Source organism: uncultured Bradyrhizobium sp. (assembly GCF_936928535.1).
GTDB lineage: Bacteria > Pseudomonadota > Alphaproteobacteria > Rhizobiales > Xanthobacteraceae > Bradyrhizobium.
In genome coordinates this window covers 1-21189 of the sequence record NZ_CAKZHY010000030.1, presented here as the reverse complement: position 1 = coordinate 21189, position 21189 = coordinate 1, and the positions used below count along the sequence as shown (strand labels likewise).

20 protein-coding genes and 1 pseudogene are annotated in these 21189 nt (G+C 63.8%); 8 read left to right on the top strand and 13 right to left on the bottom strand.

Annotation, left to right across the window (positions count from 1 at the left end; genetic code table 11):
- From Q0687_RS03795 to Q0687_RS03785, 3 genes are all read right to left on the bottom strand, one after another.
- Positions 1-306: a hypothetical protein gene (locus Q0687_RS03795; RefSeq protein WP_298872450.1), complete on the bottom strand. Its 306-nt coding sequence runs from the start codon at positions 304-306 to the stop codon at positions 1-3.
- Positions 307-448: 142 nt separating this feature from the next.
- Positions 449-769, bottom strand: a complete 321-nt coding sequence (locus tag Q0687_RS03790; protein WP_298872447.1) for a hypothetical protein — start codon at positions 767-769, stop codon at positions 449-451.
- A gap of 97 nt (positions 770-866) precedes the next feature.
- The gene (locus tag Q0687_RS03785) at positions 867-1241 is read right to left on the bottom strand and encodes a hypothetical protein (protein ID WP_298872445.1); all 375 of its coding nucleotides are present in this window, start codon (positions 1239-1241) and stop codon (positions 867-869) included.
- 259 nt (positions 1242-1500) lie between these two features.
- Here Q0687_RS03785 and Q0687_RS03780 point away from each other — a divergent pair.
- A pseudogene (locus Q0687_RS03780) lies at positions 1501-2137 on the top strand (hypothetical protein).
- Between the two features lie 96 nt (positions 2138-2233).
- Here the strand turns inward: Q0687_RS03780 and Q0687_RS03775 are convergent.
- The 7 genes from Q0687_RS03775 to Q0687_RS03745 form a co-directional block, all read right to left on the bottom strand.
- The gene (locus tag Q0687_RS03775; protein WP_298872443.1) at positions 2234-3514 is read right to left on the bottom strand and encodes an RNA polymerase sigma factor; all 1281 of its coding nucleotides are present in this window, start codon (positions 3512-3514) and stop codon (positions 2234-2236) included.
- A 31-nt stretch (positions 3515-3545) separates the two neighbouring features.
- Positions 3546-3944, bottom strand: coding sequence for a YciI family protein (locus tag Q0687_RS03770; RefSeq protein WP_298872441.1), 399 nt, complete (start codon positions 3942-3944; stop codon positions 3546-3548).
- Positions 3945-4104: 160 nt separating this feature from the next.
- Entirely contained in the window at positions 4105-4797 is a 693-nt protein-coding gene (locus tag Q0687_RS03765; protein WP_298872438.1) for an AprI/Inh family metalloprotease inhibitor, read from the bottom strand.
- Positions 4797-5786: a 2-hydroxyacid dehydrogenase gene (locus Q0687_RS03760; RefSeq protein WP_298872435.1), complete on the bottom strand. Its 990-nt coding sequence runs from the start codon at positions 5784-5786 to the stop codon at positions 4797-4799. The genes Q0687_RS03765 and Q0687_RS03760 overlap by 1 nt, the downstream gene beginning before the upstream one ends.
- The gene (locus Q0687_RS03755) at positions 5786-6604 is read right to left on the bottom strand and encodes an ABC transporter permease (protein ID WP_298872434.1); all 819 of its coding nucleotides are present in this window, start codon (positions 6602-6604) and stop codon (positions 5786-5788) included. The genes Q0687_RS03760 and Q0687_RS03755 overlap by 1 nt, the downstream gene beginning before the upstream one ends.
- On the bottom strand, positions 6601-7416 hold the full coding sequence (locus Q0687_RS03750) for an ABC transporter ATP-binding protein (protein WP_298872431.1): 816 nt from the start codon (positions 7414-7416) through the stop codon (positions 6601-6603). The genes Q0687_RS03755 and Q0687_RS03750 overlap by 4 nt, the downstream gene beginning before the upstream one ends.
- Positions 7417-7427: 11 nt before the next feature.
- Positions 7428-8450 carry an ABC transporter substrate-binding protein gene (locus Q0687_RS03745; RefSeq protein WP_298872428.1) on the bottom strand — a complete coding sequence of 341 codons (1023 nt, stop codon included), beginning with the start codon at positions 8448-8450 and terminating at the stop codon, positions 7428-7430.
- A 141-nt stretch (positions 8451-8591) separates the two neighbouring features.
- Here Q0687_RS03745 and Q0687_RS03740 point away from each other — a divergent pair, with 141 nt between their 5' ends.
- The 6 genes from Q0687_RS03740 (at position 8592) to Q0687_RS03715 (ending at position 16681) form a co-directional block, all read left to right on the top strand.
- A complete protein-coding gene (locus Q0687_RS03740; protein ID WP_298872425.1) occupies positions 8592-9398 on the top strand; it encodes a creatininase family protein in 807 nt (268 codons plus the stop codon).
- A 139-nt stretch (positions 9399-9537) separates the two neighbouring features.
- Entirely contained in the window at positions 9538-9801 is a 264-nt protein-coding gene (locus tag Q0687_RS03735; protein WP_298872423.1) for a hypothetical protein, read from the top strand.
- Between the two features lie 305 nt (positions 9802-10106).
- Positions 10107-12182: a carbohydrate porin gene (locus tag Q0687_RS03730; protein WP_298872420.1), complete on the top strand. Its 2076-nt coding sequence runs from the start codon at positions 10107-10109 to the stop codon at positions 12180-12182.
- A gap of 29 nt (positions 12183-12211) precedes the next feature.
- Positions 12212-13945: an ABC transporter permease subunit gene (locus tag Q0687_RS03725; RefSeq protein ID WP_298872417.1), complete on the top strand. Its 1734-nt coding sequence runs from the start codon at positions 12212-12214 to the stop codon at positions 13943-13945.
- A gap of 13 nt (positions 13946-13958) precedes the next feature.
- The gene (locus Q0687_RS03720) at positions 13959-15272 is read left to right on the top strand and encodes a nitrate/sulfonate/bicarbonate ABC transporter ATP-binding protein (protein ID WP_298872414.1); all 1314 of its coding nucleotides are present in this window, start codon (positions 13959-13961) and stop codon (positions 15270-15272) included.
- 110 nt (positions 15273-15382) lie between these two features.
- Complete coding sequence (locus Q0687_RS03715; RefSeq protein WP_298872411.1) at positions 15383-16681, top strand: hemolysin family protein; 1299 nt, start codon at positions 15383-15385, stop codon at positions 16679-16681.
- A gap of 205 nt (positions 16682-16886) precedes the next feature.
- Here the strand turns inward: Q0687_RS03715 and Q0687_RS03710 are convergent, their stop codons facing one another.
- The 3 genes from Q0687_RS03710 to Q0687_RS03700 form a co-directional block, all read right to left on the bottom strand.
- Positions 16887-17129, bottom strand: a complete 243-nt coding sequence (locus Q0687_RS03710) for a PilZ domain-containing protein (RefSeq protein WP_298872408.1) — start codon at positions 17127-17129, stop codon at positions 16887-16889.
- Between the two features lie 102 nt (positions 17130-17231).
- Entirely contained in the window at positions 17232-18857 is a 1626-nt protein-coding gene (locus tag Q0687_RS03705) for an FMN-binding glutamate synthase family protein (protein WP_298872486.1), read from the bottom strand.
- A gap of 309 nt (positions 18858-19166) precedes the next feature.
- Positions 19167-19940, bottom strand: coding sequence for a ferredoxin--NADP reductase (locus Q0687_RS03700; RefSeq protein ID WP_298872404.1), 774 nt, complete (start codon positions 19938-19940; stop codon positions 19167-19169).
- Positions 19941-20312: 372 nt separating this feature from the next.
- Here Q0687_RS03700 and Q0687_RS03695 point away from each other — a divergent pair, with 372 nt between their 5' ends.
- A complete protein-coding gene (locus tag Q0687_RS03695) occupies positions 20313-21116 on the top strand; it encodes a RimK-like protein (RefSeq protein WP_298872401.1) in 804 nt (267 codons plus the stop codon).
- Positions 21117-21189 lie beyond the last annotated feature (73 nt).

The following is a 21189-nucleotide window of genomic DNA, read 5'->3' as shown; positions in this document are numbered from 1 at the left end:
TCAGTAGCAGTAGAGCGGATCGACCGGGACGTAACGGCCGTCGCGGCGCTGCATGTAGCAGCCACGCTGATAGGCATAATAGCCGGAGCGGCGGCGCTCGCCTTCGGCGGCGATTGCAGCTCCCGTGCCGGCACCGACGACGGCACCAATGGCCGCGCCGCGGCCACCGCCAAGCGCACCGCCCACGATCGCTCCGCCGACGCCGCCGAGGATAGCGCCGCCGACGGCGTCCTGCGCCATCGCGTCATGGAGCGGGATGGCCATCGCAACCGAGAAACACGCTGCAATTCCAAGGCGTCGAAGCATTCCGAATCCTCCCGATCTGATCGGCCAGTCATAGCGGCTGGGACGATCCCGGGCCAGAATAATCGTTTGAGGCCGGCACGCGCTGTCCCCTTGCGCCAAAGCCCCCGCGTATCGCGACACCCGTGGGTATCATTAGGCCGCCTTAAATCGAAGACTCCTTGTCCAGGGTAAAGGAGAGCACGATCGCGTCCGGCGTCTGCTTGAATTCCTTGGTTACCGCCGCGCGCACGAGGCCGGCGAGATCACCGAGCGGCTTTGCCGCGTACGGCTTCGGAAACAGAACGGTCACGGAGGTGAGGCGACCATTGTGCCAGTTGAAGCCGACCTGCGGCTTGACGCCGGTCGACTGCTCGAGATCGCCTTCCACCGCCGCAGCCTGACGCATGCCATCCTTCAGCACGGTCACGACATCGCAGGCGGACAACGCAAGGGCAAGAATGACGATGACGATGGCTCTCAGCATCGAAGGATCCGGGCAAAGTGGCACTCAAGGCATGGTTGCATGAATCATATCATGCAACATGAACAGTGCACCACCGCAAGGAGGCATTTGCCCACGATTATGGATCGACCCAGCGCTGCACGGCCTCCGCGGTGTCGGCAGGCGTCGTGTTGAAGCAGATGGCAGCCTGCGGCGCCAGTTGATGGACGAGATTGAGCACTTTCTCGAACAGCAGCAGCCGCTCCTTCGGCTCGCGCAAGCCCGCGCCGATGACGACGCAATCGAAGCGCTCGTCGCGCAACGCCGCCGCCACGACAGCTTCAGCGGTCGCATCGAGATCGATCAGGCAGCTCGTGACCTCGTAGCCGAGGCCACGCAGGCGCAGCAACTGCGCTTCGATAAAGTTGCGCACGAGCGCCGGCGTGAGCTGCGGAAAGGCGCTGTAATCCGCGCTGCCGGGTTCGATGCCGATCGCAAGGACTCGCTTGGCCATTGCAGGATTCTCGAGCCGGACCGTCTCTGTCGTTAACGGACGGCCACGTGACCGGTTCCCGGATGGCGTCGCAGGGATAATTGCGTCCTTTGACCGCAACCATTCGCACTGCGCCTGTAAGCCATTTCACACCCACTCCGGCGATGGCCTGCCACATTTGCCGAACCACATTCAGAGCCCGTGCCGGCCGATGGAGGCACCTGGCTCACGCCCGATTTTGCACAACGAGCCGATATTTTATCAATTCGCGGGAGCAGACATGGTGTCATACGAGAGCCTGAACAGCGGGTATGAGAGCAACTGGGCCAATCTCCAGATCCGGCCCGCGCGCCGTGCCGAGGTCAACGCAACGGCACGCAACGCAATCAACGGCAAGACGACCTACCAACAGGTCGAGCGGCTGACCGGCGTGCCCTGGTGGTTCGTCGGGCTCTGCCACTATCGCGAATCCAATTTCGATTTCGATACCTATCTCGGCAACGGCGAAACACTGCATCGCGTGACATCGCTCGTTCCGAAAGGGCGCGGCCCGTTCTCCTCTTTTGTCGAAGGAGCCGTGGATGCGTCGACCGCTCAGCGCCCTTCTCAACAAGGGCGGCAAGCCGGTGCTCGGCCAGGTCAACGGTGCGCTCGGCGAAACCATCGGCAGGATGCTCGACGGCAAGAAGACCGCGCTCGGCATCGGCGGCTCGCTCATCACCGCGCTGCTCTCCGCGGTGACCGCAAGCCCCAATGCAGGAGGTCTTGCCGGGCTGTTGGGGACGATTGCGAGTGCGGTTCCGGGCCTGAGCCAATTCGCGCTGCCGATCTCGCTCGCGCTCACCGCCTGGGGCATGCTCGGCAAACTGGAGAAATGGGCCCAGGGCACCGCGCGGCCGCCCAAGGTGACGATCTAAAGCGCGATGAGATTAGGATGAATCGTCATCGCGCTTTAGTTTTTGTTTGAGCATGATCTTTTCGGAAAACCGCCGCACACTTTTCCGGATCATGCTTTAGATCATCCGAGCGTCGAGGGCGGCGGCGCGACGCTGCATCAGCGCACGCTCGCGTCCGTTGGTCGCAAGATGCGCGGCGGCTTCAAACGCCTGCCGCGCCTCCGTGAGCCGCCCAAGCTTTTGCAGCAAATCGCCGCGAACTGCCGGCAGATGGTGATAGGCCGCCAGCGCCGGCTCGCCGGCGACCGCATCCAGCACGTCGAGGCCGGCTTGCGGCCCCTCGGCCATGCCGACCGCAACCGCACGGTTGAGCTCGATGACCGGCGAGTGCACCAGCCGCGCCAGTTCAGCATAGAGCAGCGCGATGCGCCGCCAGTTGGTGGCGCCAGCGGTTTCCGCCCTGGCGTGACACGCCGCGATCGCGGCCTGGAGCGCGTAGAATCCATCGGCGCCGCCGAGCTCGCCGGCACGTTCGAGCGAACGCAGGCCGCGGCGGATCTGCAACCAGTCCCAGCGCGCGCGATCCTGGTCCATCAGCAGAACGGGATCGCCGCTCGCGTCGGTGCGCGCACGGGCCCGCGAGGCATTCAGATCCATCAGGGCGACGAGGCCGTGCACCTCCGGCTCGTCCGGGGCAAGACCTGCGAGCACCCGCCCCATGCGCAGCGCCTCGTCGCAGAGCTGCGGACGCAGCCATTCCTCGCCGCGCGCGGCGAGATAGCCCTCGTTGAAGATCAGGTAGACGACCTCGAGCACCGAGGCGAGACGCTCCGACAGCGCCTCGCCTGTCGGCGTCTCATAGGCGAGACCGGAATTCGACAGCGTTCGCTTGGCGCGAACGATACGCTGGGAGATGGTGGCTTCGGGCACGAGATAGGCGCGCGCGATCTCGGACGTGGTGAGCCCGCAGATCATGCGCAGCGCCAGCGCCGCGCGGGCTTCGCGCGACAGCACCGGATGACAGGCGGTGAAGATCAGCCGCAGCAATTCATCGCCGATGTCGTCGTCGAGCGCGGCATCGAAATCGGGCACGATCTCCTGCTCCTGCAACATGTCCCGCGCCAGCATGTCGTGCTTGTCGCTCAGCATCTTGCCGCGGCGCAAATGATCGAGCGCACGGCGCTTCGCCGCCGTCATCAGCCAGGCGCCGGGATTCTCCGGGACACCGGTGGCGGGCCATGCTTCCAGCGCCGCCACCAGCGCGTCCTGGGTCAGCTCTTCCGCGAGCGGCACATCGCGCAGCATCCGCGACAGCGTCGCGATCAGCCGCGGCTGCACGACGCGCCAGGTTGCGTGAACAGTGGCACGGACCGCCTGATCAATGTCGGCGGCCGTCATCGCCGCCGACCGTGTGGAAGCATGGCGGCCATCAGGCCTGAGCGGCGACCGCCGATTTGGCATCGACCTCGCAGGCGCCATCCACGCCGGGCGTGGCAAACGCCCGCAATTCGCAGGTGCCGTCCCAGCCCGGCATGTGATCGAGGTGCAGCTGCATGAATTCCTTGGCCATGGCCAGGGCCTCCGCCTTGTCGCGCAGCTCGAAAATGGCGTAACCGCCGATCACTTCCTTGGCCTCGATGAACGGGCCATCGATCACACTAAGCTCGCCGTCGATGATGCGCACGCGCGCGCCTGTCGCGAGCGGCATCAGCCCGCCATTGTCGATCATCCGGCCGGCCTTGATTTCCCGCTCGGATATTTTCTGCATGGCCTCCATCAGCGCCGGGCTGGGGCCTTTCATGGGCTGACTGGAGGTGACGATATACATGAACCGCATGCAAAGCTCCTGATAGGGCGAGACGCGGCCGGTTCGGTCGCGCGATCAGCTCGCTATTGAGATGACGATCCAGCCGTGACCGGATCGACATGACCTCAGAAAAAAATGGGCCCGGGAAAATTGCAGAACAGAAAAGCTAACGGACCGGCGCCTATTGGCGCAGCATGATCAAGGGGTCGGCCGTATCGGGAACCCGGCGCCATTGCGCGTTGTCGTCGGCCTCGAACTGCCAGACGTCGCCGGATTTGGACATCAGGATGATCTGGCCACGCTCGAGCCGCCATTGCGTCGGGTTGAACTGAGCGATCGCCGCATCGCATTTCGGCTTGAGGAAGACCTGGAAATTGTCCTGGTCGGCCTCCGTGTTGGTCAGGGTCAGGCCGCAGATCGGCTGGCCGTTGCCGCGCACCATCGCCCAGTCGCCGATCATCTGGTCCATCGACTTGGCCATCGAGCGGGCGGCGGCGAGGTCTTGCAGGATGTAGACGCCCTCGCCCTGCCGGAGGCCTTCGAAGATGCCCGCCTCGACCTCGGTGAAGTCGATCACGGATTCGCCTGATGCATCCTGCAGGCGAACGATATCGAGGCCCTTGACGCTCCAGGCGACGATATCCTTGGTGAAGGGCAGCGCGGTCTTGCAGGCCGGCTCGAGCTCAAGCTTGAAGCCTTGCCCGGCCGCATCGCCCTTCATCGTGACGACGCAGGTCTTGCTGCGCTCGGTGGTCGAGAGCTCCCACTGCCCGACCAACTCCTTCTTCAGGGTTGTCGCATCCTGCGCATGCGCGATGCCGATCGCGGCCAGCCAGGCCGCGGCGGCGAATGCAACGACCCGAAGAATGGTCATCAGCGCCCCTTGAACGGCGTCTCGGCAACCGGCGTCAGCGGCGCCTTGCCTGAGAACCATGATTTGAGGTTGTCGACCACGAGCTGGTCCATGGCATTGCGCGTCACCACCGAGGCCGAACCGATATGCGGCAACAGCACGACGTTCTGCATGGTCTTGAGCTCGTCAGGCACGTTGGGCTCGGCCGCGAACACGTCGAGGCCGGCGGCGAGGATGGTGCCCGACTTCAGCGCCTGGACCAGCGCGGGCTCGTCGACGACAGAGCCCCGCGCCACGTTGATCAGCACGCCGCGCGGGCCGAGCGCCTTCAGCACCTCGGCATTGATCATCTTGTTGGTGCTGGCGCCGCCCGGCACGATCACCATCAGCGTATCGACGGCCTTCGCCATCTCGATCAGGTCAGGATAGTGCTTGTAGGAAACGTCCTTGGACGGATTGCGCGAGTGATAGACCACCGGCACCAGCGAGGCATCGAGCCGGCGGGCGATGGCCTGGCCGATCCGGCCCATGCCGACGATGCCGACCTTGCGGTCGCGCAACGAGCCGACGCTGAGCGGATAGTTCTGGGTCTGCCAGAGGCCCGAGCGCACGTAGCGATCGGCCTTGATGAATTCGCGCACGGTGGAGATCAAGAGGCCCATCGCGACGTCGGCAACCTCTTCGGTCAGCACGTCAGGCGTGTTGGTGACGATGATGTTGTGCTCGGCCGCGTATTTGGAGTCGATATGGTCGTAGCCGACGCCGAAGCTCGCCACCATCTCGATCTTGGGCAATTGCGACAGCGAATCCTTGTCGGCACGGACGGTGTGATAGGTCACCGCGACGCCCCGGATCCTGTCGCGGATCGCCGGCGTCAACCGCTCGAGGTCACCGCGCGTCTCCGCCTTGTGCACGACGAAATGATCGGAAAACCCGTTCTCGAGGATCGGCCGCGCCGGCCCATAGATCAGAAGGTCGATCTTGTCGGACGAAATCGAACCGGTAGACATCAGGTTTCCTTTCCAAGCGCGCTCTCATGCCAGCGCCGTAAAACGAGGTGGGAAATTAGCGCCAGCACCCCATAGATGACAATCCCGGCCAGCGACAACAACAGCAGCGCTGCGAACATGCGGGGTATGTTCAGGCGATAGCCTGACTCGGCGATCCGGTAGGCAAGGCCCGAGCCGGCCCCCGCCGTTCCCGCAGCGATCTCGGCGACCACGGCGCCGATCAGCGACAGGCCGCCCGCGATGCGCAGGCCGCCGAGGATATAGGGCAACGCCGCCGGCAGCTTCAGGAAGCGCAGGGTTTGTGGCTTTGAAGCGCCATAGAGCTGGAACAGGCCGGCAAGGTTGCGGTCGACCGAATTGAGCCCGAGCGTGGTGTTCGACAGCACCGGGAAGAAGGCGACGATGAAGGCGCAGACGACGACGGCGGTCTGCTGCTCCAGATAGATCAGCAGCAGCGGCGCGACCGCGATGACAGGCGTCACCTGCAGCACGACCGCGTAGGGGAACAGCGAATATTCCACCCATTTCGACTGGTTGAACAACAGCGCCAGCGCGATGCCGCCGATGCTTGCAGCGGCAAACCCTTCGAGCGTCGTCAGCAGCGTAGTCGCAAGCGATTGCGACAGCACCGCCCAGTCCTTGATCAGCGTCAGGAAAATCACTGACGGCGCCGGCAACACATAAGGCGGGATCTCCCGGAGGCGGACCACGATCTCCCAGGCGGCGAGGCCGGCCGCGAACACGATGAGGGGCAACACAAAGCGCACCGCGCTGTGCGCGGTGGATGGCTTTGCGGCGACCGGGGCTTGCGCGTTCATAGCGTCAACTGCCCGGCATAAGATGGCGCCAGCGCGGCCGAGACGCGCCGGCAATAATCGGAATAGGCGGCCGAGGTGCGAAACTCCTCGCCGCGCGGCTCGACCGTCTCGATGCGGATGTCGGCCAGGATACGGCCGGGCCGCGCCGTCATCACCACGACGCGCTGCGACAGATAGACGGATTCGAACACCGAATGGGTGACGAAGATGACGGTCTTGCCAAGGCTGCGCCACAACGCGAGCAGATCGTTGTTGAGGCGGAAGCGCGTGATCTCGTCGAGCGCGGCGAACGGCTCATCCATCAGCAGGATATCAGGATCGGTGACGAGCGCGCGGGCGAGCGACACCCGCATCTTCATGCCGCCGGAGAGTTCGCGCGGAAAGGCATCGGCGAAATCGGCAAGGCCGACGCTGGCGAGCGCGGCATCGGCGCGCGCCCGCCCTTCGGCTTTCGGGATGCCGCCAAGCTTCAGCGGCAGCCGCACGTTTTCGCGCACGCTGGTCCAGGGCATCAGGGTCGGCTCCTGGAATACGAAGCCGATGCCATGGCCAATTTGCATCTCGCCCTCATGGCGCGACACCCGCACTGTGCCCGATGATGCCGCAGTCAATCCCGCGATCAGCCGCAACGCGGTCGACTTGCCGCAGCCCGATGGCCCGAGCAGCGAAATGAATTCGCCCTTGCGCACCGCGAGATCGAGCGGACCGAGCGCCATGACGCCGTTGTCATAGACCTTCGTCACGTCGCGCAGGCTGACGGCAAGCGCCGTCAGGCTGGCCTCGACCCCTGACGAAGGTTTGACTGACGACATCAACGCTGGCGTTACGGCTTGGCGGGGCGCAGCTCGACGCCGACACCCTTGTTGACGAAGCGCAGCGTGTAGGACTTGCGGAAGTCGAGATCGCCCCTCACGACGCCGGCCTTCACCATCTTGTTGAAGAAAGAGGTGTAGCGATCGTCGCTCATCGCACCGATGCCGGCCTTCACGCTGTCGCCGGAATCGACGATGCCGTATTGCTTCATCTTGGCGACGGAATAGGCGAGCAGATCGTCGGTCATCTCCGGATTGAGTTTCTTGATCATGGCATTGCCGGCGGAATTGTCGCCGTAGATGTAATTGTACCAGCCGACGATCGAGGCATCGACGAAGCGCTGCACCATATCAGGCTTCTTCTCGACGATGTCGCGGCGGGTCTCGATCAGCGTCGAATAAGTATTGAAGCCGGCATCGGCGAGCAGGATGACGTTGGGCTTGAAGCCCGCGGCCTTCTCGACCGCGAAAGGCTCGGAGGTGACATAGCCCTGCATCGCGCTCTTGGGATTGGCGATGAAAGGCTGCGGATTGAAATTATAGGGCCGGACGTTCTTCTCGCTGAAGCCATATTCGGACTTCAGCCACTGGAAATAGCTGCTCATGCCCTCCTTGGAGACGAACAGCGTCAGCGGCTTGAGGTCCTCCAGCTTGGTGACCTTCGCATCGGGCTGCGACAGCAGCACTTGCGGGTCCTTCTGGAACATCGCGGCGATCGTCACCACGGGGACGTTGTTTGCGACCGCATCGAACGACATCAGCGTGTTCGCGGCCATGAAGAAATCGATCTTGCCGGCGACCAGCAGCATCCGGTTGTTCTCGTTCGGCCCGCCCGGCACGATGCTGACGTCGAGCCCGTACTTCTTGTAGGTGCCGTCGGCGACAGCCTGGAAGAACCCGCCATGCTCGGCCTCGGCGACCCAATTGGTGCCGAAGGTGACCTTGTCCAGGGTTTCGCTGCGCGCCGGCAGGATCGACACGAGAGAGGCCAGCAAGCCCGCCGTTAACGCTCGTCGCAGGTGGGAAGGGCTCATGAATGCACTCCGTCGATGGCTTCTCTAGCCGATATCAAAACAACGCGATAAAACCGTAACATGACAGGGGACGCGAGCCGGCCGGGCCCGCGTCCCCTGATAACACCAAACTACGTGACAAATTCGGGCAAAGAAACCTTGATGACGCCTTCCCGCGACTGGACCGAGATCCGCTGGGCCGACGCCGCGCTCGCGGACGTGTCGCGCTGGATCGCGGTGCTGCCGCTGGCGGCAACCGAGCAGCACGGTCCGCATCTGCCCAATGAGACAGACGTGTTGATCGCCGACGCCTATCTGGCTCGCGTGCGGGAGCTGCTGCCCGCGGCCGCCCCCGTGACGTTCCTGCCCGTTGAGCCGGTCGGCATCTCCACCGAGCATATCGACTATCCGGGCACGCAGACGCTGTCGACCGAAACGGCGTTGAAGCGCTGGACGGGAATCGGCGAGGACGTCGCACGACGCGGCGTGAAAAAGCTCGTCATCATCACCAGCCATGGCGGCAACAGCGCGGCGATGATGCTGGTGGCGCAGGATCTTCGCGCGCATCAAAAATTGTTCGTTGTGACGACGTCGTGGTCGCGGCTATCGGCTGCGGACAAATTGTTCCCGGCGGATGAAGTGCGCCACGGCATTCACGGTGGTGCGATCGAGACCTCGATCATGCTGGCGCGCTATCCCGATCAGGTGCGTGCTGACGCGATCGCGGATTTTCCTGCGAGCAGCATCGCGATAGAAAAACAATATCGTTGGCTCTCGACGCAGCGGCCCGCGCCCTTTGCCTGGCAGGCGCAGGATCTCAACGCCAGCGGGGCGGTCGGCAATGCCACGCTGGCGGTGCCGGCGAAGGGCGACCACCTGCTCGACCAAGGCGCCCGCGCCTTTTGCGAACTGCTTGCCGAGGTCGATAACTTCGACGTGAACAGGCTCGCCAAGGGCCCTCTCGGCTAGCTCACACCCGCCTGTAATCATTTGCGAAAATGACCGACTGCGGAGCCGCCCGCGGCGTCTTCGAACCTGATACGACAAGCCCCCGTCCAATTGGGCACGCGGACCACAACGGACCGCCTCAACCCGGATGGAGTTTCACATGTCGATCAAGACCAGGCTTGCCGCAATCGCTCTCGCCACCCTTGCCGTCACCGTCAGCATCGCGTCCACCACCTCGACCGCTCAGGCCAAGCCGCTCGGCTGGGGCTGGGGTGTCGGCGCCGGCATCGCCACCGCCGCCATCGTCGGCACCGCGATCGCCGCCAGCAACGAACCCTATTACTACGGCTATCACCGCTGCGGCTGGGTCGCCCAGTACAACGCCTTCGGCCAGTATGTCGGCCGCGTTCGCAGTTGCTACTGATCTAAGGTTCTGAGGCCCATCTTACGTGGATCCTGCGTCCGACACGGGCGCCTCATCCACCCCGTGTCGTGCCCCCCGACCCGCCCGGCTGTCCCCCCGGGCGGGTCAAGCTTTTTCCGCACCGGGATCTTGTTGCAGTCCCGTCACACAAGGATGCGAACCATCCCCTGCGACATTTGGGATCAGTTGCTATTGCGAATTATTAGCAATAAGGTTCGCAACAAGCGCAGGGGCTTGGCCCGACCTGGGGTGAAATCGCGGCGTCACGAGCCATCTCGTCCGGTCGCGGAGCAGCCAAGACCCTGATGACAGGATCGCCGCGAATTGGCAGGGATGTCGCGGCGGTTGGGTATATTTACGTCTTGGGGGCGTGCGTTTTGACGTTGAGAAGTCACCGTTACAGGTACTTGCGGACGGCCGCGGCAATTGCCTCGGGCGTGCTCGCGCTGCCGGCTGCCAGCCTTGCCGCCGACCTGCCGCTGAAGGCGCGCGCCGCGAAGACCGTGTACGACTGGACCGGCTTCTATGTCGGCGGCCACGTGGCCTACGGCGATGCGAGCTTCGGTCCCGGCACCAATCCCGTGCCCGAACAGGGCGCGTTGCTGCCTCACAGCGCGACCGGCCTCAGCGGCGGCTATCAGCTCGGCTACAACAGGCAACTCGCCAATCACCTCGTGCTCGGCATCGAGGCGGATGCGACCTTCACGGGGCCGACGGACGGTCCGGCCCTCGCGCGTTCACCAGTGCCCTTCAACACCACGATCGACTATGTCGGCACCGTGCGCGGCCGCATCGGCTATGCCTTCGACCGCTTCATGCCCTACGTCACCGGCGGCATCGCCTGGGGCCATACGCATATCAATGTCAACGACACCGACGGTGTCACGCCGCTCTTCCCGGTCGGACACTACCAGGCCGGATGGACCGCGGGCCTCGGTCTCGAATACGCCGTCAGCGGCAATTGGACTGCGAAGGCCGAGTATGAATATGTCGAGCTCTCGCGCAAGACCTACGACCTCAGCGGCTTCGGCCTCGGCAGCGTTAACGTCGACCCGCGCATTCATCTGTTCAAGCTCGGCCTGAACTACCAGTTCGGCGACACGCCGTGGATGCCGGCGGTCGGCAAACCGAAGCTGCCCGACTCCGACGACTGGAACGTCCACGCGCAAACGACGCTGCTGCCGCAAGGCTATGGGCCGATCCATTCGCCCTATGCGAGCCCGCAGAGCCTGCCCGGTGGTGGCCAGTTCCAGGCGACGTGGACGACGACGGCGTTTCTGGGCGCGCGCCTCTGGGACGGCGGCGAGTTTTATTTCAATCCGGAGCTCGCGCAGGGCTTTGGTCTCAACGGCACGCTCGGCCTTGCCGGCTTCTCCAACGGCGAAGCGCAGAAGGCGGGCGCGCCGTTCCCGAAGATCCGCGCGCAGCGCTACTACTTCAAGCAGACCTTCGGGCTCGGCGGCGAGCAGGAAGCGGTCGAGGACGGCCCGAACCAGCTTGCAGGCAAGCGCGATATCGATCGCGTCACGCTGATCGTCGGCCGCTTCGCCGTCGGCGACTTCTTCGACGGCAACTCCTACGCAAAGGACCCCCGCGCCGATTTTATGAACTGGGCAATGTGGGCCTCAGCCGCCTACGACTTCCCGGCCGACCTGCCTGGCTACACCCGCGGCGCAGTGGTCGAACTCAACCGCAAGAATTGGGCGATCCGCGCCGGCCTGTTCCAGGTGCCGGATGCGCCGAACAGCGACGTGCTGACCTTCAAGACCGGCGGCAGTGTCGTCGAATTCGAGGAGCGTCACACGCTGCTCGAGCAGCCCGGCAAGCTGCGCATCGGCGTGTTCGCCAACAGCGGCCATACCGCGAACTATCGCGAGGTCGTGGACCTGGCCGCGGCCAGTCCGGCGCTCGATATCAACGACATCGTCAGCGCGACCCAGCGCGACCGGCTCAAATACGGCTTCTACGTCAATCTCGAGCAGCAGATCGTCAATGACGTCGGGCTATTCGCGCGCGCCAGCTGGAACGACGGCCAGAACCAGATCCTGTCCTTCACCGACATCGACCGCAGCCTGTCGGGCGGCCTGTCGATCAAGGGCAGCCGTTGGGGACGTCCGGACGATACGATCGGTATCGGCGGCGCCATCAACGGCCTGTCGGCCGCGCATCGCGACTTCCTCGCAGCCGGCGGCACCGGCCTGTTGATCGGCGACGGCCAACTCAACTACAGCACCGAACGCATCCTGGAAGCCTATTACGCGTATTCGGTGATCAAGGGCGTGATGCTGACGGGCGACTATCAATTGATCACAAACCCGGCCTATAACGCCGACCGTGGACCGGTCTCGATCTTCTCGGGCCGCCTCCACGCCGAGTTTTAGCCCCAGGATTGTCGCCCAGAGGCGGGCCCATGAAGCCGAGAGATACCCGCACGGCCGCGATCGGCCGGGCGCTGCGCCCCAATGTCTGGGATGTCGTCGCACTGATCCTCGTGATCGGGGCCATGGTGCTGATCGTCTATGGCGGCGAGCAGACCGTCGCGCCATTGTCGGAGCTGGAGCGCTCGCCGGTTTCGCTCGATCCGGCAAACCTGCCGCTGTACGCGCTGCGCACGGTCCTGCGGATGCTGCTTGCGATCGTCTGCTCGACGATCTTCACCTTCATCTATGCGGCAATTACCGCCAAGAGCCGGCGCGCCGAGATGGTCATGATCCCGGTGCTGGACATCCTCCAGTCGGTGCCGATCCTGGGCTTTCTCACCTTCACCGTCGTCTTCTTCATGAACCTGTTTCCGAGCCAGGTGCTCGGCGCCGAGCTCGCCTCGGTGTTCGCGATCTTCACCAGCCAGGCCTGGAACATGACGTTCAGCATGTACCAGTCGATGCGCAACGTGCCGAAGGATCTCGAGGAGGCCACGCAGAGCTTTCATCTCTCGGGGTGGCAGCGCTTCTGGCGCCTCGACGTGCCGTTCGCGATGCCGGGACTGATCTGGAACGCGATGATGTCGATGTCCGGCGGCTGGTTCTTCGTCGTCGCATCGGAAGCGATCACCGTCGGCAACACCACCGTGACCTTGCCGGGTGTCGGATCCTATGTCGCGCTGGCAATCCAGCAGCGCGATTTGCCGGCGATCTTCTATGCGATCCTGGCGATGCTGCTCGTCATCATCGCCTATGATCAATTGCTGTTCCGGCCCATCATTGCGTGGGCCGATAAATTCCGCTTCGAGCAGACGGCGTCGGGCGAGCCACCCACCTCCTGGATGCTCGACCTGTTTCGCCGGACCCGCGCGCTCCGTGCGGTGACGCTGCCTTTCTCCGCGATCAATCGCGCGGTTTCGAATTTGCGCATCTCGCTGCCCAAACTGGGAATACAGACGACGGGCAAAGGGCAGCCGTCGCGACTGATCGACGGTCTCTGGCTGGGTGTCGTCCTCGCCGGCACGGCCTACGCCGCCTGGCTGACCTATCGCTACCTCTCGGCCAGTCTTGGCCTCGGCGATGTGCTCGTCGTGTTCAGCGACGGACTGATCACGCTGTTGCGCGTCATCATCCTGATCAGCCTTGCGACCCTGATCTGGGTGCCGATCGGCGTTTGGATCGGCTTGCGTCCAAAGCTGGCCGAGCGCATCCAGCCGCTCGCGCAGTTTCTCGCGGCGTTTCCCGCCAACCTCGCCTTTCCGGTCTTCGTCGTCGCCATCGTCAGCTTCAAGCTCAATCCGAATATCTGGCTGAGCCCGCTGATGATCCTGGGCACGCAATGGTACATCCTGTTCAACGTCATCGCCGGCGCCAGCGCCTTTCCGAGCGATCTGCGCGAAGCGGCGAGCAGCCTTCATCTCGGCGGATGGCGCTGGTGGTTCAAGGTGATCCTGCCGGGCATCTTCCCTTATTACGTCACCGGCGCGATCACGGCTTCCGGCGGCTCATGGAACGCATCGATCGTCGCCGAGGTCGCCAGTTGGGGCGACACACATCTGAACGCCACCGGGCTCGGCGCCTATATCGCATCTGCGACTGAAGCCGGCGATTTCCGGCGCGTAGTTCTCGGAATCGCCACGATGTGCATTCTGGTGACGTTGTTCAATCGTCTGGTCTGGCGACCGCTCTATGCCTTCGGCGAGCGCCGCCTGCGGCTCGGCTGACGAGGAGATCATCATGCTCGATCACCCCCCTGCGCTCATCGATATAAGGGGCGTCTGCCGGTCCTTTCCGAAGGGCAGCGGCGAACAGCTGCTGGTGCTCGAGAAGGTCGACCTGACGATCCGCTCCGGCGAGATCGTCGGCCTGCTCGGTCGCTCCGGCTCCGGCAAATCCACGCTGCTGCGGATCATCGCCGGTCTCGTCGCCCCGTCCACGGGGCAGGCGACCTGCCGGGGCGAGATCATCGCCGGGCCGCCGAACGGCGTCGCCATGGTGTTTCAGTCGTTCGCATTGTTTCCCTGGTTGACGGTGCTGCAAAACGTCGAGCTCGGGCTGGAGGCGCTCGGTGTCGACGCGACCGAGCGACGCAAGCGCGCGCTCGCGGCGATCGACCTGATCGGCCTCGACGGATTCGAATCGGCTTTCCCCAAGGAATTGTCGGGCGGCATGCGTCAGCGCGTCGGCTTTGCCCGCGCGCTGGTCGTGCATCCCGATTTGCTGCTGATGGATGAACCGTTCTCGGCGCTCGACGTGCTCACCGCCGAGACGCTGCGCACCGACCTGATCGACCTCTGGATGGAAGGCCGCCTGCCGATCAAATCAATCCTCATGGTGACCCACAATATCGAGGAAGCGGTGCTGATGTGCGACCGCATCCTCGTATTCTCCTCGAATCCGGGGCGCGTCGCCGCCGAGATCAAGGTCGAGCTGGCGCATCCGCGCAACCGCCTCGATCCGCATTTCCGCCAGCTCGTCGACAGCATCTACGCGCGCATGACCCAGCGCGCGGAGCCCAAGACGCCAGCGCACGAAGGCATCCCGGGTACAGGCGTTGGCATGACCCTGCACCATGTGTCATCCAACGTGCTATCAGGCCTGATCGAGACGCTGGCGAATACGCCGTACAATGGGCACGCGGACCTGCCGGTGCTGGCAAGCCAGCTTCAGCTCGAGGCCGATGAAATCCTTCACCTCGGCGAGTCGCTGCAATTGCTGCGGTTCGCCCAGCTCAGCGAAGGCGATCTGATGCTCACCGACGCGGGCAAGCGCTTCGCCCATCTCGAGACCGACGCACGAAAAAAGCTGTTCGCCGAGCATCTCGTCACCTACGTGCCAGTGATGGGATTGATCCGCCGTGTGCTCGACGAGCGGCCCTCGCATACCGCGCCCGCGGCGCGGTTCCGCAACGAGCTGGAAGACTACATGTCCGAGGATTATGCGGACGAGACGCTGAAGACGGTGGTGTCCTGGGGCCGTTATGCCGAGCTGTTCGCCTATGACGAGCAGTCGGAGACGTTCAGCCTGGAAAACCCTGGCGAAAGCAGCTGAATTTCGGCTGCGACAATTTGGTCGGAACCCGGCAAGGCGCGCATCGCTTTCATATATAAGGGGCTTGGTCCGGCGCCCGCCGGGCCTGATGTCCCTACCCTTTGCGCACAATGTTGTCTGTCGAACTCATCATCGTCGTCGTCCTGATCGTCATCAACGGCCTGTTGTCCATGTCGGAGCTGGCCGTGGTCTCATCGCGCCCGGCGCGGCTGTCTCTGCTGGCGGCCAAGGGCGTGCGCGGCGCCGAGCGCGCGCTGACATTGGCCGCCGATCCCGGAAAGTTCCTGTCGACCGTGCAGATCGGCATCACGCTGGTCGGCGTGCTCTCCGGCGCCTTCTCCGGCGCGACGCTCGGGCAGCGGCTGACGCAATGGCTGGTCGAGCTCGGCATGTCCAATGGCATTGCCGACATCGTCGGTGTCGGCATTGTCGTCACGATCATCACCTATGCGACGCTGATCGTCGGCGAACTGGTGCCGAAGCAGGTAGCGCTGCGCGATCCCGAGAGCATCGCAGTCAAGGTCGCGCCCGCGATGCATGTGCTGGCGCGGGTCTCGCTGCCGCTGGTGTTTCTGCTCGATGTCTCCGGTAAGCTGATCCTCACCATGCTCGGTCGCGGCGGCAAGGCCGAGGAGAAAGTGTCGGAGGACGAGATCCACCATCTCGTCAGCGAGGCCGAAAGCGCGGGCGTGCTCGAGCCCGGCGAGAAGGAAATGATCGCAGGCGTGATGCGGCTCGGCGACCGCCCAGTCGGCGCGGTGATGACGCCACGCACGGAGGTCGACGAGATCGACCTGAACGACGACCAGGATGCGATCCAGGCCCTGATCGCCAAGAGCCCGCATTCGCGCTTTCCGGTCTGCGATGGCGATCGCGACAAGCCGATCGGCGTGCTCCAGGCCAAGGATCTGCTCATTGCCTATATGCGCGAGCGTACACCCGATCTGCGGGCGCTGGTGCGCGAGACCCCGATCATTCCGGCCTCCGCCGACGCACGCGACGTGCTCGCGATCCTGAAGGTCGCGCCCGTGCATCTCGGTCTCGTCCATGACGAATATGGCGCATTCGAAGGTGTGGTGACGGCGGCTGACATTTTCGAATCGATCGTCGGCGCATTCCATTCCGAGGAAGGCCCGCCGGAGCCGGCCTATGTCAGGCGCGCGGACGGCTCGCTGCTGGTCTCGGGCTGGATGCCGGTCGACGAGTTCGGCGAGCTCCTGAGCGTCGAGCTGCCGCCGCATCACCGCTACAACACCGTGGCCGGCCTGGTGCTGCAGCAATTCACCGTGCTGCCTGATGTCGGCGACGCCTTCGACTTCGCCGGCTGGCATATCGAGGTGGTCGATCTCGACGGAAGGCGGATCGACAAGATCCTGGCGAGCCGGTTGGGCGAGGTGGAGACGGGGTGAGCTTGCTGACCCTTCCTTCTCCCCTTGTGGGAGAAGGTGGCGCGAAGCGCCGGATGAGGGGTCGCTTCCGCAAATTCGATCGCAAGAGAAGCGCGCGCGGAGAGAACCCCTCACCCGGCTTTGCTCCGCAAAGCCACCCTCTCCCACTAGGGGAGAGGGTGCACCGTCGTCGCGACGAGACGCGCCATTCCATTTAGCGATCGCCTCACCCGAACCGCACCCCGATCCGCCTCTCCTTGCGCCACACCACGGTGCAGGGCAGGTGCACACCCTCGGCCTTGATGTTCAGGATGAAGTGCTCGGGAATGCCGACCGGGCTCGTGACGTCGAGGGCGGCGCCGGCCTCGGAGAAATTGCGGACGGTGCAGTCGATCGCGCCGCCGCCGAACTCGATGGTTCCGGCCTTTAGTACGCGATGCCTGGCCTTGTTGCGCCGTTCTTCGTCCATCGGAGCATTCTACACCCCAAGCTGACACGAGGGTTAAGATACAACCCCGATGCCGACGAATTCCAGGCCGCCGCGGCCGGTATCATGCCGTGGGGCGGAACCTCACATCGCCGGCTGGAACGAGGCCGCCTGGGCCATCTGCCAGGCATCCCTGAACCGCGGATCCTCCGTGCCTTCCAGCAATTCGCCCGGCCGCAGCGCCGGATAGAGCTGCGCAAAGGTTTGCACCTTGGTCGTCGACGTCCGCTGACTGAAGTGGATCGGGCGCAGCTGCTGCGGATGTTCGAGACCGGCCGCGGCGATCAACTCGGTCAGCGAGTGCAGCGTGGCGTGGTGATAATTGTGCACGCGATCGATCTTGAGCGGCACATAGAGCGCGCGCGCCCGGGTCGGATCCTGGGTCGCGACCCCGGTCGGGCAGCGGTCGGTGTGGCAGCTCAGCGACTGGATACAGCCGAGCGAGAACATGAAGCCGCGCGCCGAATTGCACCAGTCGGCGCCGATCGCCATCGCACGCGCCATGTCGAAGGCGGTTGCGATCTTGCCTGATGCGCCGAGCTTGATGCGGTCGCGCGCATTGATGCCGACCAGCGCGTTGTGGACGAAATTGATGCCCTCGCGCATCGGCATGCCCAAATGGTCCATGAATTCGAGCGGCGCGGCGCCGGTGCCGCCTTCATTGCCGTCGACCACGATGAAATCAGGATAGATCCCGGTCTCCAGCATCGCTTTGCAGATGGCCAGGAACTCCCAGGGATGGCCGATGCAGAGCTTGAAGCCGGCCGGCTTGCCGCCCGAAAGCTTTCGCATCTCGGCGATGAACTGCATCATGCCGGTGGGTGTGGAGAAGGCGCGGTGCGAGGCCGGCGAGATGCAATCCTCGCCCATGGCAACGCCGCGGATTTTTGAGATTTCTTCCGAGACTTTCGCCGCCGGCAGCACGCCGCCATGGCCGGGCTTGGCGCCCTGGCTGATCTTGAGCTCGACCATCTTGATCTGGTCCTGGCTCGCAACGCGCCCGAACGCCTCCGGATCGAAGGTGCCGTCGCGATGGCGGCAGCCGAAATAGCCGGAGCCGATCTCCCAGATGACATCTCCGCCCATCTCGGCGTGATAGGGGCTGAAGCCGCCCTCGCCGGTGTCATGGGCGAAGCCGCCCTTCCTGGCGCCCGCATTGAGCGCGCGCACGGCATTCGGGCTGAGCGCGCCAAAGCTCATGGCGGAGATGTTGAACACCGAGGCCGAATACGGCTTTGCACAATCCGGGCCGCCGATGGTGATACGGAATTTTTCTTCCGCATGCGTCTTCGGCGAGACCGAGTGATGCATCCACTCATAGCCCTCGCGATAGACGTCCTCCTGGGTGCCGAAGGGACGCTTGTCGAGCTGCATCTTGGCGCGTTGATAGACCACCGCGCGGATGTCGCGCGAGAACGGCATGCCGTCCTTCTCGCTCTCGAAGAAGTACTGCCGCATCTCCGGGCGAATTTCCTCCAGGAGGAAACGGATGTGCGCCGAGATCGGGTAGTTGCGCAGCACCGCGTGACTCTTCTGCATGAGGTCGCGGACGCCGAGCAGCGTCAGTGCGCCGAAGATGCAGATCGGGACCAGAAGGATGTCGAAGATCCTGCGGTCCGCGATGGCGATGCCGATCAGGAGCGCGGTGACGACCGCGCAGATCGTCAAAATGATGAAGCGCGGCGAGAACGGAAGCAGCAGGGTTTCCATGATCCCCTCTTCCGCCAACGGCAAACGTTTGGGCGATTCCTGCGTCTTGTTGTTGTCGGCCACGATTCCACCCTCTCGCCAGCATGAGGCGGTACGATACGCCCGCGCCTGTCATACGGATATGACGCAGCGATTGTTTCACGCTAGCGAAATCGGCTGGCGCAAATCAATCCGCCGAGAGGATAGGTTTTGCAGTGCAGCAGAAAAAGGGGCGGGAGGGCGGCAGTTGCCACAAAACCAAGCCGTCATCCCGGGCAAGCGCCAGCGCAGACCCGCGACGACAGCCGAATTGGTGGCGGCGAGCCGAGCTTACCGCTCGACGAACGCCTTCTCGATCACGAAATGGCCGGGCGTGTTGCCTGAGCCCTCGACGAAGTCGCGGCCTTCGAACATCACCTTCAGCTCTTCGAGCATCGCCGGGCTGCCGCACATCATGACGCGGTCGGTCTCGATGTTCAGGGGTGCCTGGCCGATGTCGTTAAAAATTTGCTCGGAGTTGATGAGGTCGGTGATGCGGCCGCGATTGCGGAAGGGCTCGCGGGTCACGGTCGGATAATAGATCAGCTTGTCCGCGAGCAACTCGCCGAACAGCTCGTCCTCGCGCAAATTCGCGACGAGCTTCTCGCCGTAAGCGAGCTCGGAGACCTGGCGGCAGCCATGCACCAGCACGATGCTCTCGAACTGCTCATAGACCTCGGGGTCCTTGATCAGGCTGGCGAAGGGCGCAAGGCCGGTGCCGGTCGAGAGCAGCATCAGCCGCTTGCCGGGGATGAGGTTGTCGGTGATCAGCGTGCCGGTCGCCTTGCGGCCGACCAGGATGGTGTCGCCTTCCTTGATCTTCTGCAGGCGCGAGGTCAGCGGACCGTCCTGCACCTTGATCGAGAAGAACTCGAGCTCTTCCTCGTGATTGGCGCTGGCCATGCTGTAGGCCCGTAGCAGCGGACGGCCGTCGACCTCAAGGCCGATCATGGCGAACTGGCCGTTCTGGAAGCGGAAGCCGGTGTCGCGCGTGGCGCGGAAGCTGAACAGGGTGTCGGTCCAGTGCTGGACGGAAAGAACCTTCTCTCGGTAAAACGCGCTCATGATTTTCGATATTCCGAATGTCTTGCGGTTTTCGGGCAAAAGCGTTGCCCGGCCCTGAAAACGGGCGGACACCATTGCCATGGCGGAGGATTTCGCGTGTGTGATCTACGCCATTGAGACCAATAATCAACCTCGTTCCGGCTGCAATTGATGCGGGTCAATCAGGCATTTGCGGCGGAAATAGTCACATCATTAACGGATCTGCTGTCCGGCACGCGCGTAGGGCAATTTCTTTTCCCTTTCGGGCGAGAAAGCAGAACTTAATTTCCATCCCGCTCGCGAGAATTTCATTAAGAATAGCTCTGACTTTCACTCCGTCTTGGCGCGATTTCCTGCATTTTTGCGGCTTTTGGCGCCCGGAACGATCAGGACATGGCGACCAGCGAGCGAATCTTCGTTCAGGCGATCAGGAGCTATGGCGCACGCCATGGCGTCGATGTGGACGTTCGCGCCGGTGGCTGGCTGATCGCGATGCGCCGCGGCGAGATGCGCCGCTTCGCCTTTGGCTACGACATCGGCCTCAACAGCGCGATCGCGCATCGCCTCGCCAGCGACAAATCGGCGACATCGGAAGTGCTGTCGCTCGCTGGCGTGCCCTGCATTCCCCATCACCTCTTCCTCAACCCGAAGCTCGGCAGGAATGTTGTCGGCCCCGACTGGCGAGAGGCCATGCTTGCGCTGCTTCACGCCCATCCCCAAGGCGTGGTGGTGAAGCCGAATGAAGGGACGTCCGGGCGTTCGGTGTTCAAGGTGACGACGCCGGCAGACCTCGACCACGCGGTAGGCGAGGTTTTCTCGATGAGCACCGGGCTCGTGATCTCGCCTTATGTCGAGATCGAGGACGAAGTGCGCGTGGTGCTGCTCGATGATGCGCCTCTCGTCGCCTACAGCAAGCAGCGCGGCTCGGATTGGCGGCACAATCTCGACGCCGGCGCCAAGCCGCTGCTGCTGGAGGACGGCGCGGCCCGCGCGGCTTGCGTGAAGCTCGCGGCCGAAGCGGCGCGCGCCGTCGGCATCCGCTTTGCCTCGATCGACGTGGTTTGCGTGGATGGTGCTTGGCGCGTGCTGGAGATCAATTCGGGGGTGATGATGGAGGCACTGGCCAAGCTGCATCCGGAGCTGGTGCAGACGACGTATGACGCGGCGCTGGATCGGGTGTTTGAGGCAACGTGGTAGTCGCGAACTCCGTGCGATCCTTCTCCCCTTGTGGGAGAAGGTGGCGCGAAGCGCCGGATGAGGGGTATCTCTC

Bases quoted from the DNA above. Each gene is read 5' to 3' on its own strand.
- Q0687_RS03710 (WP_298872408.1), bottom strand. From the start codon at position 17,129: ATGGACGAAGAACGGCGCAACAAGGCCAGGCATCGCGTACTAAAGGCC.
- Q0687_RS03795 (WP_298872450.1), bottom strand. From the start codon at position 306: ATGCTTCGACGCCTTGGAATTGCAGCGTGTTTCTCGGTTGCGATGGCC.
- Q0687_RS03785 (WP_298872445.1), bottom strand. From the start codon at position 1,241: ATGGCCAAGCGAGTCCTTGCGATCGGCATCGAACCCGGCAGCGCGGAT.
- Q0687_RS03705 (WP_298872486.1), bottom strand. From the start codon at position 18,857: ATGGAAACCCTGCTGCTTCCGTTCTCGCCGCGCTTCATCATTTTGACG.
- Q0687_RS03745 (WP_298872428.1), bottom strand. From the start codon at position 8,450: ATGAGCCCTTCCCACCTGCGACGAGCGTTAACGGCGGGCTTGCTGGCC.
- Q0687_RS03750 (WP_298872431.1), bottom strand. From the start codon at position 7,416: ATGTCGTCAGTCAAACCTTCGTCAGGGGTCGAGGCCAGCCTGACGGCG.
- Q0687_RS03790 (WP_298872447.1), bottom strand. From the start codon at position 769: ATGCTGAGAGCCATCGTCATCGTCATTCTTGCCCTTGCGTTGTCCGCC.
- Q0687_RS03775 (WP_298872443.1), bottom strand. From the start codon at position 3,514: ATGACGGCCGCCGACATTGATCAGGCGGTCCGTGCCACTGTTCACGCA.
- Q0687_RS03765 (WP_298872438.1), bottom strand. From the start codon at position 4,797: ATGACCATTCTTCGGGTCGTTGCATTCGCCGCCGCGGCCTGGCTGGCC.
- Q0687_RS03700 (WP_298872404.1), bottom strand. From the start codon at position 19,940: ATGAGCGCGTTTTACCGAGAGAAGGTTCTTTCCGTCCAGCACTGGACC.
- Q0687_RS03695 (WP_298872401.1), top strand. From the start codon at position 20,313: ATGGCGACCAGCGAGCGAATCTTCGTTCAGGCGATCAGGAGCTATGGC.
- Q0687_RS03730 (WP_298872420.1), top strand. From the start codon at position 10,107: ATGACAGGATCGCCGCGAATTGGCAGGGATGTCGCGGCGGTTGGGTAT.
- Q0687_RS03725 (WP_298872417.1), top strand. From the start codon at position 12,212: ATGAAGCCGAGAGATACCCGCACGGCCGCGATCGGCCGGGCGCTGCGC.
- Q0687_RS03755 (WP_298872434.1), bottom strand. From the start codon at position 6,604: ATGAACGCGCAAGCCCCGGTCGCCGCAAAGCCATCCACCGCGCACAGC.
- Q0687_RS03760 (WP_298872435.1), bottom strand. From the start codon at position 5,786: ATGTCTACCGGTTCGATTTCGTCCGACAAGATCGACCTTCTGATCTAT.
- Q0687_RS03735 (WP_298872423.1), top strand. From the start codon at position 9,538: ATGTCGATCAAGACCAGGCTTGCCGCAATCGCTCTCGCCACCCTTGCC.
- Q0687_RS03720 (WP_298872414.1), top strand. From the start codon at position 13,959: ATGCTCGATCACCCCCCTGCGCTCATCGATATAAGGGGCGTCTGCCGG.
- Q0687_RS03715 (WP_298872411.1), top strand. From the start codon at position 15,383: ATGTTGTCTGTCGAACTCATCATCGTCGTCGTCCTGATCGTCATCAAC.
- Q0687_RS03740 (WP_298872425.1), top strand. From the start codon at position 8,592: ATGACGCCTTCCCGCGACTGGACCGAGATCCGCTGGGCCGACGCCGCG.
- Q0687_RS03770 (WP_298872441.1), bottom strand. From the start codon at position 3,944: ATGTATATCGTCACCTCCAGTCAGCCCATGAAAGGCCCCAGCCCGGCG.